The sequence below is a fragment of the Psychromonas sp. MME1 genome (assembly GCF_041080865.1).
Classification (GTDB): Bacteria; Pseudomonadota; Gammaproteobacteria; order Enterobacterales; family Psychromonadaceae; genus Psychromonas.
Map to the genome: position 1 here is coordinate 3562597 of NZ_CP160906.1, position 13569 is coordinate 3576165.

Genomic DNA, 13569 nt, shown 5'->3' on the forward strand with positions numbered 1-13569 from the left:
GGGAAAGTCATAAATCAAATAAGCGTTTAACAAACTAAATTTATTTATCAGCTATCATTATGTTTTGTGATATTGAACTTGTTAAATTTAGTTTTTTTTACACCGCAGCGTCTAATATTATAGGGTAAAAATAAATGTCGCCAAAAAACAATGCTATTTTAATGGTTAATTTTTTATTATTGTTTTATATTTCAGTGATCGTGCGTATCTTATAAATATAAAGAGGTGTTATGTGAATAACCATGATAGATATATAGATAATCTTACCAGAGATACATATGCAATAATTTTAGCAGGGGGGCGAGGTAGTCGTTTATTTGAGTTAACCAATCGTCGTGCTAAACCCGCGGTCTATTTTGGCGGTACATTTCGTATTATCGACTTTCCGTTGTCTAACTGCATTAATTCAGGCATTCATCGCGTTGGTGTGGCAACACAATATAAATCACATTCATTAATTCGCCATATTAATCGTGGCTGGGGAGCATTTAAAGCCGATGCATCTGAATTCGTGGAGATATTACCGGCTTCACAGCGCTTCGGCGAAAATTGGTATGTTGGAACGTCCGACGCGGTATATCAAAACTTAGATATTATTCAAAGTCACAATCCAAAGTATGTTTTGGTTTTATCTGGCGACCATGTGTATCGTATGGATTATGGCCTGCTCATTGCCCAGCATGTTCGAAGTAATGCTGACATGACCGTATGCTGTATTGAAACAACAGTTGAAGAGGCTGCTGGTAGTTTTGGTGTGATGACGGTGAATGATGAAAATAAGGTCATCTCCTTTGCAGAGAAGCCTGCAATACCTGATGAAATACCTGGTAAACCCGGCGTTTGTTTGGCCTCCATGGGAAATTATGTTTTTAATGCTGAATTTTTGTTTGAGCATTTACATAAAGACTTCATTAAGGAAGCCTCAAGTCGCGATTTTGGCAAGGATATAATCCCATCCATTATTAACGCTCATAAAATTTATGCCTATCCGATGCAAGATCCAAATATTAATAATCAACCCTATTGGCGTGATGTCGGTACATTAGATTCATTTTGGGAAGCCAATATGGAGTTGGTCGAACCTAAACCGCAATTTGATCTCTATGATAGAACATGGCCAATTTATACCTATCAAGAGCAGCTTCCTCCTGCTAAGTTTATCTTCGATAACGACCAACGACGTGGTACCGCCTATGATTCAACCGTTGCCAGTGGTTGTATTATTTCTGGCTCCACTATTCGAAAATCACTTTTATATTGTAGTGTACATACCCATTCATACAGCTTGATTGAACGTTCTGTATTGATGCCAAAATGTGATGTTGGTGAACACTGTAAGTTACATAAAGTGATTGTTGATACTAAATGCCGTATTCCCGCTGGGTTAGTTATTGGTTACGACAGAGAGCAAGATATAGCTAATGGTTTCCGTGTCTCTAAAAATGGCGTCACCTTAGTGACTCAAGATATGCTTGATAAATTAGCTGCTAAAAAAGCAACTGAAAAAGTCGTTGATATGGTGTAACTAGTTAACCTAGAAAGATGAGAGCCGCACTCTCATCTTTTTTGGGGGATTATTTTTATGTTATGCCTGATTTTCATTCAGTTTTGCTTTTGCTTCTTCTACCTTCGAAAAATCTAACCCTAACTCCTGCACAGCCTCTTTAATTAACTCGGGTTTAGTCATGACAGACATCATTATAGTTTGTAATTTATCAGCGGGTAAACCGAGTTGTTGTATGGCACCCATTGCCATTAATGGGTTTTCCGTTAAGGTTGTAAATAGTGTTTTAATTTGCTCATCGCTGATATTTAACTCTTTTAATGTTGCAATAATAGGATTCATTTTACTTTTGTCCATTCACTTGTTTATTGAGGTCGCGTAGCTATAAGTTGAGTGGGTACTCAATCGTTATAGATTAATGTGTGAGTATACTGCAATTTTCTCTTCTTTTAACGGTTAATGAAAGTATAAATAATAGTTGTGATGGTGAAGTATTGGCATAAGATAGTTTATTTTAACAAGCATTAATGAATAGATGATGATTAGATTTGTTATCATTAACACATTTGTACAAGGAACAAAATATGATTGATTTTCGTTCAGACACGGTGACTCGTCCCTCTCAAGCGATGCTACAGACAATGGTCGCGGCTCCCGTTGGCGACGATGTCTATGGTGATGATGAGAGCGTTAATGCACTTGAAAAATGGGCTGCTGAAAAGCATGGTTTCGCCGGCGCAATCTTTTGTAGCTCAGGTACACAGGCTAACCTGCTTGCATTAATGGCGCACTGCCAACGCGGTGACGAATACCTTTGTGGTCAACAGGCGCATAATTATAAATTTGAAGGGGGCGGCGCTGCAGTATTAGGCTCTATTCAACCGCAGCCCATTGAAAACGAAAAAGATGGTTCATTATCGTTGGTAAAATTACAGGCCGCGATTAAACCCATTGATCCACACTTTGCGCGTACTCAATTGTTAAGCTTAGAAAATACTATTAATGGTAAAGTGCTGCCACTCTCTTACTTAAAAGCGGCACGTGAATTTGTCGATCACAACGGCTTACAATTACACTTAGATGGCGCGCGTGTCTACAACGCTGCCATCGCATTACAGGTCGATATTAAAGCCATTAGCCAATATTTTGATTCCATGACCATCTGTTTATCAAAGGGGTTAGGCGCGCCCATTGGTTCCCTATTGTTAGGGTCAACAGCATTAATCGAGAGCGCTCGTCGTTGGCGTAAAGTATTAGGCGGCGGTATGCGTCAAGCAGGGTTAATTGCCGCAGCAGCGCATTATGCATTGACCCATAACGTACAACGTTTAGCGGAAGACCATGCAAATGCGCACTATTTAGCGGAGCAGCTAGCGACAATTCAAGGCGTGAGCGTTAATCCTGACCATGTGCAGACCAATATGGTGTTTGCCAAATTAGATACGCAGATTGATCAGCTGGCTTTGTGTGAAGCATTACAACAGCAAGAGATCATTGTGAGTCCCGGGGAGCCGATGCGCTTAGTCACCCACTTAGATATTAGTCGTACCGATATCGACACATTTATAAGTGCAATTAAACAGTTTATTAAGGTTTAAAAATGGAATTATCGCTAAGGGCACTTGAGCGAGGCGACTTACGCTTTGTTCATCGCTTAAACAATAATCGCAGTATTATGTCCTATTGGTTTGAAGAACCCTACGAATCCTTTGATGAGCTCGAAGAGCTCTATAATCGTCATATTCATGATAGCGCAGAGCGGCGCTTTGTTGTGGAAAATAAAGAAAAAGAGATTATAGGGTTAGTTGAGCTAATCGAAATTAATTACATTCATCGTAGTGCTGAATTTCAAATTATTATTGCCCCAGAATATCAAGGTAAAGGCTTTGCCAGATGGGTGATTAATAAAGCGATGGACTACTCCTTTACTATTTTGAACTTACATAAAGTTTATTTACTTGTCGCAACGGATAATCAGCGCGCAATTCATCTCTACGAATCATATGGTTTTATTGAAGAGGGCCATTTGGTCGGGGAGTTTTTCATTAATGGTGAATATCGAGACGTAAAACGTATGTATATGTTGCAGGACAATTATTTACAAATGTAGCGTTCGTTATAAAGCATCGATGCGCCCAGTCGCGATTTAAAAAACGCGACTGGGTTACCGTTTATTTGGCGTTGAGCACAGCCGCTTTCTGGTAGGCCTTCGTACCCCACAATGGTACCGTTGAAAGGCTATGTTTGAAACTGCCTGATATCTCTTTGGTGGAGTATGAAACATACATTATGGTTTGATTTTCAGGGTCATAAATTCGGCGAATTTTCATGTTTTTAAAGAAGATGCTTTTGGATTTTTTAAACACGACCTCACCGGATTTACTTTTATCAATTTGCGCTATCATGGCTGGCGTTATTTCACCCGTTTGACGACAAGCTATCGAGCTGTCGGAAGGATCTGACAAACTTAAGTTAGCTTCAATACTGGCGATGTGGCAGGTGACGCCTGTGACAATGGGATCAACCAAGGTATTTATTTTGATATCTTGCATGGTGAACATGCCCAAAGAGACATCCCCCACTTCATCCTGCGTACAGCTTTTGAGGATAAAAAAGCTGATCACTAATAGCAGTGCGATAGCCGCGAACAGTTTGATTTTTTTTAACATAACGATTTCCTTAATATGTGGGGCTATTTTTTAAAGTCCCATGACAGGTTTGATACTAACTGGCATGGATCGCATTTGAAATCAAAAATATCAAGTAAAGGCGAGGGTAATTTCCAATCACCGCCACAACTTGGGCATGGACGCGCTTGCTCCTCTTCGAGGCTACGTCCTGCAACGCGATATAGATAATAATAGGTTGGTACTTTGGTAATATATTCAATGCGTTTACATAAATTACTGCCACGGTAGAAGAGTTTACTCTCTACGTCGCCAATTTCCTTTAACGCCATGATTGAAACCGCTGAGCCGTTCATCTGTAACTCATCGCAGTTTATCCACTCTTCCTGCCATTTTATTGCGCTTTTTCTATCTCCATTGCTAATTGCCTCTGGCGTTCGATAAAGCGGAATGGGTGCCAATGTTTCACCACAGCGCAGTGGCGAGCAGGTATCTAAAAAAGTCGTGTATAAAATTTGCCAACTAGGCTGAAAGTTTTCCGCGCTGCATAAGGAGTTAAGATCTTCACCAATGCTTTTAATTTTCGGAGAGAGCAATCCAGCCTTGGTTAGCCCTGCCAAGGCGTGTGTCACCTGTGGACTATTAAATTGCTCATCTAAACTATTATTTTCTGGGCAAACGAGACGTGTGGTAAACCAGCCTTCAAACATGGCGATGGGAAATTCGCGTCCAAGAATTTGGCCGTTGTAACGTAGCATATCGAAATAGTTGTTGATGGCTCTTTCAACCGCTGCGTACTGGGTGTTTTGATAACACTCAAAGGTGAGCTCTTTAATAAACATGGTTATTGATTATCTTCTTTTATGGTGGTTTGCAATTCTGTTAGCGCTATTTTTAAACGGTTAATTTCATCACGTAAGGGCATCAGGGCTTGCTCAATTTTTTCTTCCAACAAAGCTTCTAATTCACGGCTAACTGTTGATTGCGGCGACGCTTCTTGTGACGCATTATTCTCTTCATTAAACGCTTGTTGTGGATTTTTTTGCCACATTCTAAGACCTTCAATAATAAGCGGTAAGGGAACATTCTTGGGTAAGCGTGCTTTTATCATTGCGACATTGGGGACTTTTCCCTGTTGGCTGATCTGTTCTGCAATAAGTAATATTTGCTGCATAAAAAATTCCTGATGATCTACATTAGCCTGCCCTGTTAATGAAGTGTGTTGGGATCTTCATAGGTACGGTACACCGGGAGTTTAAAACGTGCTGTACGTAGCCCAGTTAAAAAAAGCACACCTTGATAGTTGTTGTCGTTATCGCTGCTAAATTCAAAAACAAAACTCGCCTGTAAAAATTGTTCTCCAAGTTTGAAGTTAAAGCCTGAACGAGCCACTGAAAGTAGCTGTAAATCGAGTTTGTAGCAGTGTTGAGTGATAAGCTCTTTAGCATATTCCGATTGTTGACGTAGCTTCCAAATGAGTATGGCAATGATGATAGTCAAAACAATAAACAGTAAATCAGTCATGGTGACCCCTTTAATACTAGTCTTTTTTTACTGCACTAAACAGTCGCCCAATCGCTTGGGATAGTGCAGGTGAACGAGCCGTTAAGCGCAATTGTTGAAGTAATTTTTCACGCAAGAGAGGAATGGCAACTAAGTCGCTAAATAATTGTGGAAATAGTGCTGAGTGGTGATTAGCCAGCGACTCTAAAAAGCGATTAAGTAGGGTTTCATCTTCTAATAATGTCCATAGACGCCCCGCAATGCTGACGTACCAATACTCATTGTAAATCAGCGACGAGTTAAATTGTTCCAATATTAGTGCCTTGGTGATACCCACGCTTGGTGCGCTGGCGAGTGCACGTAAGAGTAAAATCGCATTATCTTGGCGGTCCGCCTGTAGCTCAATCTGTGCCTGTTTGGCAATGGCGCTTGCAAGGTCACTGCCTATCTCCGTTTGATGCTCTAAACAGACTGCTAATGATTGCAGTGGTTGCAGCGGTAATTTTGGCAGCGCTGATAGTAAATGTGTTTGATTGTTATCGTGGCCTAGGCGGGCGCAGATATCTGCAATGCCTTGCAGGCCAACTGTTTGCCAATCAGCCCAATCCCGTTGACCTGCAAAGTAAGCATGCGCTTCAGGATAAAAAGTAGAAGGGGGACGGATAAATGCAGCATTGAGTTTGGCATTAAAAATGGCCAGTTTTTCGGTATTCGGTTTAAAGATAAACGGGTTACTTGCGAGGTTATCCTGCTGCTCTTTACTGATCTCCGTGGTTAAATCATCGCCCATAGCGGCAATAACCATCTTAATAAAGCTTGTTTGAGCTGTTATTTTCATTAACCCTTGCTCATCTAATGGCATTTTTAAAAACCAGATGAAGTGGTCTTGTTGTTTGACCTGCCAAAAAGTGACCGCTATAAATGCATGTTGTTGAATCGGATAGGGGTAAGGCTGTTCACTATGCGCAATTTTTTTAAATTCACTATTGCCGATTTTCGTCACTTTTCGCCCAAGGTCATATATTCTAAATTGACATTGCGATTGCGTTAAAAAATCGGTTAGGGTATTCATATTCATGGCATTTATTCTATTATTAAGCAGGAATAGCGATTATACCCATGCTACATCAAGAAGCAAAGCCAGCAATAAAAGCGCACCGATTGCGAGTCATGAGATAGCAGTCTCGTTATTAATTCTACAGAGCGATTTTATCACAATGCAGATGGAGGTATTTCTCGCCTTTTGCTAAATAAGCCCTTTATTTCACTGCGATAGTTAGAGAAGGTAAAAGGGCAAAAAGCAAGATCAGGCCGCATGAGCCGTTTTTTTGTTATGTATTGATCTGACGAGCCTTACAAACATATGTCTTATTTTACTTTCTTGCGTAGAGCAAAAACAAATAAACCTAAACCCAACAATGAAATAGTAGCAGGTTCTGAAACTACTGCTATTGAGTCAATATCTATTCGCCACTCCTTAACTACTCCAGAACCACCGAATGATAAAGACCCCATCAAGTCAAATGTAATACCGTGTTCACTAAAAGATGCACTAAAGTCAGGGTTGTTGCTAGGAAATAATCCTATTTTAGTCTGTATGGCATTTACTCCAATAATCAAGTCATCGAAGCCATTAATTACGAGCTGTTGTTCTCCCATACCTAAGCCGCCATTGAACGTATTGGTAATTCTAAATAAGGCATAAGTATCAAATAAATCAAGTTCAAATAATGCAAATGAATTATAGGTGTCAGTAAACTCTATATCATTGGTAACAATTTCGGATGAATTGAATAAAATTTGACCATTTGAAAATGAATTCTGTGCATAGACTTCATTTCCAATTAGAGAGGCATTTACCCCTGTTGATATTACTAATGTTATTACTGCCGATACTAGTTTCCATAATTTCATTTGTTTTTTTCCTTTATTTATTAATTAAAAGTATTGAACGTCAACTACTGCCATACACTATAAGCAGCCATTAATTTTTAAACATAACAGCTTATATAAATGGCATCATCTGATGCATCGCCACCTATCTTATTTGGAATTGTCACAACATTATCTATTAATTATCACTTAATCAATTGGTTCGCTAACTATTTGTACAGATTTTGATTTGAGATAGATATGACACTACAACCTATTACCTTTTGAATGGAAAGTCGGGGGGGGGGGGGCTATACATTTACCCCCAACAAATTAACAGCTTAACCTTTTAAGGCGGTGGGTTTGATCAAGGTAAAATGTAACATTATTCACTTTTCGACTGTGACAACGCTGGGCTGGTTTGTGTGTTAGCCCCCGTAGGGCACGGAAAAAAGCTGCAGTTATAAAATCTCTATTTAGCATAATAATTATTCAATTTTATCCCTAACATCTCGACACTCTTTTTATGACTGACTTTGCATCTTGAAGTATCATGGGTATATTAGTTGTTTACTCGTTAAAATTAGGCACGATTAATGATTGAAATTGAACCTGAGCGCCAAACGCGCCATTTACTCGCTGCACTTTTACATCAGTTAGAAAGTGAACTGCGTTTACAGGCTCTATGGCAACGTGACCCACCGAGCGAAGCGGCACTACAGAGTCGCGAGCCTTTTGCTATCGATACTTTAAATTTTGTGCAATGGCTGCAGTTTATTTTTTTACCTAAGATGATTAATTTACTGCGTTATTCTTTACCTTTACCAACAACGATCTGCGTTGCCCCTATGGCCAATGAATATTTTAAGGCGCTACCGCTAGATAGTCGTCAAATAGAGGATATTATTAGTCGTATTGACCATTTGCTAAGTGAGCCCCATGAATGAAATTGATGCCTTGATCGAAGATCAAGATTTACAGATGACGGTGACTAGCCCAGATCTTGATATTCTTTATCAGGATGATTTTTTAGTGGCGGTTAATAAACCCTCTGGTTTGTTAGTGCACCGAAGCTGGATTGATACGCACGCCACTGAGTTTGCCTTACAAAAAGTGCGTAATCAAATTGGCCAATATGTTTTTCCGATACACCGTTTAGATAAGCCGACTTCGGGCGTTCTTGTTTGCACTTGATAAAGAGAGTGCCAAACAGATTAGCGCTCAGTTTGCCGAACATTCCACCACCAAACGTTATTTAGCGGTAGTGCGCGGCTTTTTAGCTGATGGTGAGTTGGATTATGCGTTGCGTGAAGATCTCGATAAAATTGCCGATAAACAGGCGCAGCAAGACAAACCGCCGCAACCAGCGCAAACGCAATACCGTTGCTTAGCGCAAACCCAGTTACCTATTGCCGTTCGTCCCTATGATTCATCACGTTACAGCTTAATGGAGCTGACACCGAAAACGGGGCGCAAACATCAGTTGCGTCGTCACATGGCGCACTTACGTCACCCTATTATTGGTGATACTTCTCACGGCGATGGTAAACATAATGCCATGTTTAGAGAGAACTTTGCTTCCCATCGGCTATTACTGCATGCGGCTTATTTATCCTTTGTGCACCCACAGAGTAAGCAGTTGCTAGAAATTAATGCGCCATTAGATGCTGATTTTGTCTCTCTACTGGCTGCCTTAAAACTGGATTATTAATATGAATCAGGCCATTAAAGTCGTCATATTGTTGATTATTGCCTCACTGTTTAGCGGTTGGTTGTGGCATAGCCATCACGATTTAATTGATGAGTGTGGTCATAGTAAAACGCTTAATCAAGATCAGCGACAAAGTTGCAACCAACGTATCACTAAGCTGGTCAAAGAGGCGTTGAGTGGTAGTCATCCTGTCACCATTGATATTCCCGAACATGATGCAAAAGTGACCTTAAATAAAATGCAGTCCGTGCATCATCGCCTCTACTTAAGAGGAGATTATCAACTCATGTTAAGGGAGGCTACAGCGCAACAGGAAGCGTTATATGATAAAGGGGTAGGGCTATTAAACCTTGCTAAAGTAACCCTATTAAATAGGCAGCAAGGGCCTCTTCTCTATTTTGCCGCCCCTTTTGTTATTAATGTGGCAGGTAGTGGTGTCTTTTTTTATGTCGGGCTCTTTTCCTATGACTTAAACACGCAGTTGAGTGACCATGTTGACTCGCTGTTTTTGGGCGATCGTATTCTTGATGAACATATTGAGTTAATTCATGATGGGCTTCGCATTTCTTTTTTACAACATGGTGAGCATCAATCACTGAGTGAGTATCCTAATCACCGGATTGAAAAAAAACTACAGCTGCTCAATCTATTTCAAACGAATAGCAAGGCCAAATTTAACGAAGTTAAACCTATGCATCATCGCGTGGATACCGATCGCGATGGCAGCAATGATTGTAAAAATGATGGCAGTTGTGACCATAGTGTTGACGACAGCCAACCACATCCGGCGTCGTGAGGATAACTATGAAATTAAATTGTGATATGGGTGAAAGTTACGGTGCTTGGAATATGGGCGCAGATGCACAGGTGATGCCTTATATTGATCAAGCTAATATTGCCTGTGGATTTCATGCTGGCGATCCCGATGTGATGTCGGTTACTATCGCCTTGGCTAAACAGTATCAGGTACAAATTGGCGCTCATCCTGCTTATCACGATATGCAAGGCTTTGGGCGTCGTTCAATCGCCCATAGCCCCGCGCAAATTACGCGTTTAATCTGTTATCAAGTCGGAGCACTGGATGCGTTATGTGCATTGCATGGCACACAATTAGCCTATGTGAAGCCTCATGGTGCGTTATACAACGATATGATGGTTGATATAGGTCTCTTTAGTGCAATTATAGATGCGCTTGCTAGTTTTAAGCAGCCATTGGCTTTAATGATTTTGGCTCGACCTGATTTGCAGGCGTATCAAAAAATAGCTGCGAGTGCGGGGGTAACCTTGCTCTATGAAGCCTTTGCCGATCGCGCCTATGATGATCAAGGTTATCTGCTATCACGCAAAGAGCCCGGAGCGCTGTTGAGTGATCCCGCTTTAATAAAAAAACAGGTTCAGCTGCTGATTGATGAACAGCGTGTCATTAGTGTTAGTGGTGAGTCTATCAAATTGCCGGTTAATGCATCCTGTGTTCATGGTGATAACCCCGTTGCAATTCATCTCATTAGCGAGTTGCGACAATTAATTATTAATCGCTGAGTGAACAAATGACAACTATCTCTCCTGTTAATGAAAATTGTTTTTTGATCCAATTAGCCCCACAAATTGACCTCTCTTTAATTGATCAAATTGCCTATTGGGTGACGCAAATAGAGTTACAATTGGGCGCTGCTTTACTCGATATAACCCCGTCTTACACCACCATTTTAGTTGAGTATGACCTGCTACAGGTAAGCCCGCTGGATGTCGCTAAACAGTTAGAGGCGATCATCGCGCTTGCCCCTGCGAGGTTCAAGGAAAAGAAGAGACTCATTTAATCGAGCTGCCTGTATTTTATGATGTGAGTGTCGGTTGGGATCTCGATGCCTTATCACAACGGACAAACTTAACCGTTGCTGAAATTATTCAATTACACAGTGAGACTATTTATCGGGTTTGTGCCATTGGCTTTGCACCGGGATTTGCCTTTTTAGCAGAGGTGCCCGCCGCTATTCAAGCTCCCCGTCACGCTACACCTCGTCATTTTGTACCTGCTGGCAGTGTCGCTATTGCCGATGCACAAACTGCGGTTTATCCAAGCGATAGCCCCGGTGGCTGGCAAATTATAGGTAACTGCCCGATCACTTTGTTTGATCATCATCGCGATCCCATCACCCCTTTTAAGGTTGGTGATAGAGTCAAGTTTACTGCCATTTCAGCGACGCATTTTGCCGAATTAGGCGGAGTCGTTCGCCATGAATAATTCAATTGGCTTAGTGGTAAAACAGGCTGGCATGTTTAGCCAATTACAGGATGGCGGTCGCTATGGTGTTGCCAAACAGGGGTTAAGTCAGGGGGGATGCTGTGATGAAATAGCCGCTGGTTGGGCTAATTATCTACTTAAAAATAGATCGGATAGTTGCTTGCTTGAAATTACCTTTGGTCAATCTGAGTTTTTTGCTGAGTGTGATTGTCAATTGGCCTTAACGGGGGCTGATATGCAGGCGGTTATTCGTCACTCATCTGGACAAAAAACAGTGCAGCGTAATAACCGAAGCTTTATTGTTAAACGCGGCGAATCATTACAACTGGGATTTGCGCGTAGTGGTATGCGCGCTTATTTAGCGGTTCAAGGTGGCTTTCAAATTGCGCAACAGTACGCCAGTAATAGCACCGTAGCGCGTAATGCGATTGGGGGGCTCAATGGCGATGGTGGACAACTGCAAGCGGGTGACCGGTTAGCCATCTTGCCACAACGTATCGAACAGCATCAATTTGTAATGCCAAGTCAATATGTTCCCAATTATGAACAATCGGTTACGATTGGTGTGATTGAATCTTATCAGGTAGATACATTTACTGCAGCACAGAAAAAGCAGTTTTATAGTGGCGAATATTGCATTTCTGCACAAAGTGATCGCATGGGCATGCGCCTCACGGGGGAGCCATTAGCCGGAGATTTAAAGGGGATTATTTCCGAGGGCATTGCCTTGGGGAGTATTCAAATTGCCGCAGATGGATTGCCCATTATTCTATTACAGGATAGACAAACCCTAGGTGGGTATCCAAAAATAGGGTGTGTAGCACGCTCTGATTTAAGTTTATTAGCACAGCAATCGGTAGGAAAAAAAGTTCGTTTTAAACCCGTTTCATTAGATGCGGCGCAATTACGTTATCAACAGCGGCTCGCTTTTTTTAATGGAGATCGCTTTTAAACGCAGATAAAAAATGCCGCGGTTAAAGGTGCGGCATCAATAAATACAGCGTTATTTCTGCGCTTACTGCTGTTCGCTAATGGTCGCAGCGGTCACCGTTTCTCCTGCAATAACACTCACATTCACGGCTGGCGCATTTTGATAAATAAGGCTAGGCACAGGTGGCTCGGTGACGTTAGGATCGGCAACAACGGGCTCAGCAAGCTCGGTATCATCGCTGCTACAGGTGTAACCTATGCTGTAATCTCCCACTCGTACAAAACCAAACTCATATTCATAGAGGGTATCACTCTCTACTATACGTTCGTTTACTTTGGCAGCGGCAAGTGGCGCTAGCATTGGTTGCCCTAGGTAGCTGTATTGCGCTATTTCATCGTTTCTGAAGTCACCCATTAAACTATTTTCTGTTTGTGGGTAAAGATAAGCCATGGCAACACTACCAAGACAATTATTCACAACGTTACTATCAACAGATCCTTGAATTGTGCCTGCATCATCTGCATGGACCAATTCATAGCCAGTGGGTTTTAAGGTCCAATAATCTTTATTACCTACGGGGGATTTGAGTACTTTCATCAGGTTAAATTCAGCAACTAAATAATTATTGCCTGCATGAATGGTAAAGGTGTCTGTTTTTAAACGTCCGGTCATTGCTTCATCATCGGGTTTATAACCCGCACAGGAACCATTTGATGGTGTTTGTAATCCCTTAACGCTATTGTCTTCCTCGACAACGTAGGAGTCATCGGGGTTTCCGGATCCAGTTCCATCTACGATGTAAATACACATCTGATAATCGCCAGGGACAAGCGATATTCCGGTAAATAGTTGTGCGGCATCTTCGCCTTGAAATTGCAATAGATCTACTTGGCGATACTCTGTCTCTGCACCTTGTTCATCTTGCATAGCGATGATCTCTCCGGGTTGTCCGTCATTTTCATCATTATCAACGCGTTTTATAGATACATTTTTAAATGCAATGACCACATTTTGTACATTTTCTGGGCTGTCGGAGACGGCAAAAGTGAGTTGCGCACTTTTACTTTCAAGGCCATCACCGCTTCCACCACCGCAGGCGGTTAATGATATGGCTAATGCCGATAATAAACTCACTTTGTTTAATATGTGCATAAAAAATACTCCCTTATTATTGATACA

General features: G+C 41.4%; 18 protein-coding genes and 1 pseudogene. 11 read left to right on the plus strand and 8 right to left on the minus strand.

Annotated features, from left to right (window positions below; all coding sequences use genetic code 11):
* The first annotated feature begins 232 nt into the window (after positions 1-232).
* Entirely contained in the window at positions 233-1525 is a 1293-nt protein-coding gene (gene glgC, locus AB2N10_RS16330; protein WP_354623420.1) for a glucose-1-phosphate adenylyltransferase, read from the plus strand.
* A 60-nt stretch (positions 1526-1585) separates the two neighbouring features.
* Here the strand turns inward: glgC and AB2N10_RS16335 are convergent, their stop codons facing one another.
* The gene (locus AB2N10_RS16335; RefSeq protein WP_354623421.1) at positions 1586-1846 is read right to left on the minus strand and encodes a DUF2999 family protein; all 261 of its coding nucleotides are present in this window, start codon (positions 1844-1846) and stop codon (positions 1586-1588) included.
* A gap of 242 nt (positions 1847-2088) precedes the next feature.
* Here AB2N10_RS16335 and ltaE point away from each other — a divergent pair, with 242 nt between their 5' ends.
* The gene (ltaE, locus tag AB2N10_RS16340; RefSeq protein WP_354623423.1) at positions 2089-3102 is read left to right on the plus strand and encodes a low-specificity L-threonine aldolase; all 1014 of its coding nucleotides are present in this window, start codon (positions 2089-2091) and stop codon (positions 3100-3102) included.
* 2 nt (positions 3103-3104) lie between these two features.
* A complete protein-coding gene (gene speG / locus AB2N10_RS16345; protein WP_354623425.1) occupies positions 3105-3614 on the plus strand; it encodes a spermidine N1-acetyltransferase in 510 nt (169 codons plus the stop codon).
* A 61-nt stretch (positions 3615-3675) separates the two neighbouring features.
* Here the strand turns inward: speG and AB2N10_RS16350 are convergent, their stop codons facing one another.
* From AB2N10_RS16350 to AB2N10_RS16370, 5 genes are read right to left on the minus strand one after another with little or no spacing between them, the layout of a single operon-like run.
* Positions 3676-4173 (minus strand): CreA family protein, encoded by a 498-nt coding sequence (locus AB2N10_RS16350; RefSeq protein ID WP_354623426.1) that lies wholly within the window; start codon positions 4171-4173, stop codon positions 3676-3678.
* A 23-nt stretch (positions 4174-4196) separates the two neighbouring features.
* Positions 4197-4973, minus strand: coding sequence for a Zn-ribbon-containing protein (locus tag AB2N10_RS16355; RefSeq protein ID WP_354623427.1), 777 nt, complete (start codon positions 4971-4973; stop codon positions 4197-4199).
* 2 nt (positions 4974-4975) lie between these two features.
* A complete protein-coding gene (locus tag AB2N10_RS16360) occupies positions 4976-5305 on the minus strand; it encodes a hypothetical protein (RefSeq protein WP_354623429.1) in 330 nt (109 codons plus the stop codon).
* 35 nt (positions 5306-5340) lie between these two features.
* A complete protein-coding gene (locus tag AB2N10_RS16365) occupies positions 5341-5655 on the minus strand; it encodes a DUF3301 domain-containing protein (RefSeq protein ID WP_354623430.1) in 315 nt (104 codons plus the stop codon).
* 16 nt (positions 5656-5671) lie between these two features.
* On the minus strand, positions 5672-6712 hold the full coding sequence (locus tag AB2N10_RS16370) for a DUF3549 family protein (RefSeq protein ID WP_354623432.1): 1041 nt from the start codon (positions 6710-6712) through the stop codon (positions 5672-5674).
* Here AB2N10_RS16370 and AB2N10_RS16375 point away from each other — a divergent pair.
* Positions 6711-6884 carry a hypothetical protein gene (locus AB2N10_RS16375; RefSeq protein WP_369434121.1) on the plus strand — a complete coding sequence of 58 codons (174 nt, stop codon included), beginning with the start codon at positions 6711-6713 and terminating at the stop codon, positions 6882-6884. The genes AB2N10_RS16370 and AB2N10_RS16375 overlap by 2 nt on opposite strands.
* A 118-nt stretch (positions 6885-7002) precedes the next feature.
* On the opposite strand, the gene AB2N10_RS16380 is transcribed toward AB2N10_RS16375, so the two are convergent.
* Entirely contained in the window at positions 7003-7548 is a 546-nt protein-coding gene (locus tag AB2N10_RS16380; RefSeq protein WP_369434122.1) for a PEP-CTERM sorting domain-containing protein, read from the minus strand.
* A gap of 554 nt (positions 7549-8102) precedes the next feature.
* Between AB2N10_RS16380 and AB2N10_RS16385 the strand changes: the two genes are divergently transcribed.
* From AB2N10_RS16385 to AB2N10_RS16415, 7 genes and pseudogenes are all read left to right on the plus strand, one after another.
* A complete protein-coding gene (locus tag AB2N10_RS16385) occupies positions 8103-8453 on the plus strand; it encodes a YqcC family protein (protein WP_354623435.1) in 351 nt (116 codons plus the stop codon).
* 34 nt (positions 8454-8487) lie between these two features.
* Positions 8488-9217: pseudogene (gene truC / locus AB2N10_RS16390) on the plus strand (tRNA pseudouridine(65) synthase TruC).
* A gap of 1 nt (position 9218) precedes the next feature.
* Positions 9219-10013, plus strand: a complete 795-nt coding sequence (locus tag AB2N10_RS16395) for a hypothetical protein (protein ID WP_354623436.1) — start codon at positions 9219-9221, stop codon at positions 10011-10013.
* 8 nt (positions 10014-10021) lie between these two features.
* Positions 10022-10756, plus strand: a complete 735-nt coding sequence (locus tag AB2N10_RS16400; protein WP_369434123.1) for a 5-oxoprolinase subunit PxpA — start codon at positions 10022-10024, stop codon at positions 10754-10756.
* An 8-nt stretch (positions 10757-10764) separates the two neighbouring features.
* Positions 10765-11034 carry a carboxyltransferase domain-containing protein gene (locus tag AB2N10_RS16405; protein WP_369434124.1) on the plus strand — a complete coding sequence of 90 codons (270 nt, stop codon included), beginning with the start codon at positions 10765-10767 and terminating at the stop codon, positions 11032-11034.
* A gap of 23 nt (positions 11035-11057) precedes the next feature.
* Positions 11058-11459, plus strand: coding sequence for an allophanate hydrolase subunit 1 (locus AB2N10_RS16410; RefSeq protein ID WP_369434125.1), 402 nt, complete (start codon positions 11058-11060; stop codon positions 11457-11459).
* Positions 11452-12411, plus strand: coding sequence for a biotin-dependent carboxyltransferase family protein (locus AB2N10_RS16415; protein ID WP_354623441.1), 960 nt, complete (start codon positions 11452-11454; stop codon positions 12409-12411). The genes AB2N10_RS16410 and AB2N10_RS16415 overlap by 8 nt, the downstream gene beginning before the upstream one ends.
* A gap of 63 nt (positions 12412-12474) precedes the next feature.
* Here the strand turns inward: AB2N10_RS16415 and AB2N10_RS16420 are convergent, their stop codons facing one another.
* Entirely contained in the window at positions 12475-13542 is a 1068-nt protein-coding gene (locus tag AB2N10_RS16420; RefSeq protein WP_354623443.1) for a DUF4382 domain-containing protein, read from the minus strand.
* Positions 13543-13569: the final 27 nt, after the last annotated feature.

Excerpts from the sequence above, each read along its gene's own strand:
- AB2N10_RS16335 (WP_354623421.1), bottom strand. The coding sequence starts at position 1,846 with ATGAATCCTATTATTGCAACATTAAAAGAGTTAAATATCAGCGATGAG.
- ltaE (WP_354623423.1), top strand. The coding sequence starts at position 2,089 with ATGATTGATTTTCGTTCAGACACGGTGACTCGTCCCTCTCAAGCGATG.
- speG (WP_354623425.1), top strand. The coding sequence starts at position 3,105 with ATGGAATTATCGCTAAGGGCACTTGAGCGAGGCGACTTACGCTTTGTT.
- AB2N10_RS16350 (WP_354623426.1), bottom strand. The coding sequence starts at position 4,173 with ATGTTAAAAAAAATCAAACTGTTCGCGGCTATCGCACTGCTATTAGTG.
- AB2N10_RS16355 (WP_354623427.1), bottom strand. The coding sequence starts at position 4,973 with ATGTTTATTAAAGAGCTCACCTTTGAGTGTTATCAAAACACCCAGTAC.
- AB2N10_RS16360 (WP_354623429.1), bottom strand. The coding sequence starts at position 5,305 with ATGCAGCAAATATTACTTATTGCAGAACAGATCAGCCAACAGGGAAAA.
- AB2N10_RS16365 (WP_354623430.1), bottom strand. The coding sequence starts at position 5,655 with ATGACTGATTTACTGTTTATTGTTTTGACTATCATCATTGCCATACTC.
- AB2N10_RS16375 (WP_369434121.1), top strand. The coding sequence starts at position 6,711 with ATGGCATTTATTCTATTATTAAGCAGGAATAGCGATTATACCCATGCT.
- AB2N10_RS16370 (WP_354623432.1), bottom strand. The coding sequence starts at position 6,712 with ATGAATATGAATACCCTAACCGATTTTTTAACGCAATCGCAATGTCAA.
- AB2N10_RS16380 (WP_369434122.1), bottom strand. The coding sequence starts at position 7,548 with ATGAAATTATGGAAACTAGTATCGGCAGTAATAACATTAGTAATATCA.
- AB2N10_RS16385 (WP_354623435.1), top strand. The coding sequence starts at position 8,103 with ATGATTGAAATTGAACCTGAGCGCCAAACGCGCCATTTACTCGCTGCA.
- AB2N10_RS16395 (WP_354623436.1), top strand. The coding sequence starts at position 9,219 with ATGAATCAGGCCATTAAAGTCGTCATATTGTTGATTATTGCCTCACTG.
- AB2N10_RS16400 (WP_369434123.1), top strand. The coding sequence starts at position 10,022 with ATGAAATTAAATTGTGATATGGGTGAAAGTTACGGTGCTTGGAATATG.
- AB2N10_RS16405 (WP_369434124.1), top strand. The coding sequence starts at position 10,765 with ATGACAACTATCTCTCCTGTTAATGAAAATTGTTTTTTGATCCAATTA.
- AB2N10_RS16415 (WP_354623441.1), top strand. The coding sequence starts at position 11,452 with ATGAATAATTCAATTGGCTTAGTGGTAAAACAGGCTGGCATGTTTAGC.
- AB2N10_RS16420 (WP_354623443.1), bottom strand. The coding sequence starts at position 13,542 with ATGCACATATTAAACAAAGTGAGTTTATTATCGGCATTAGCCATATCA.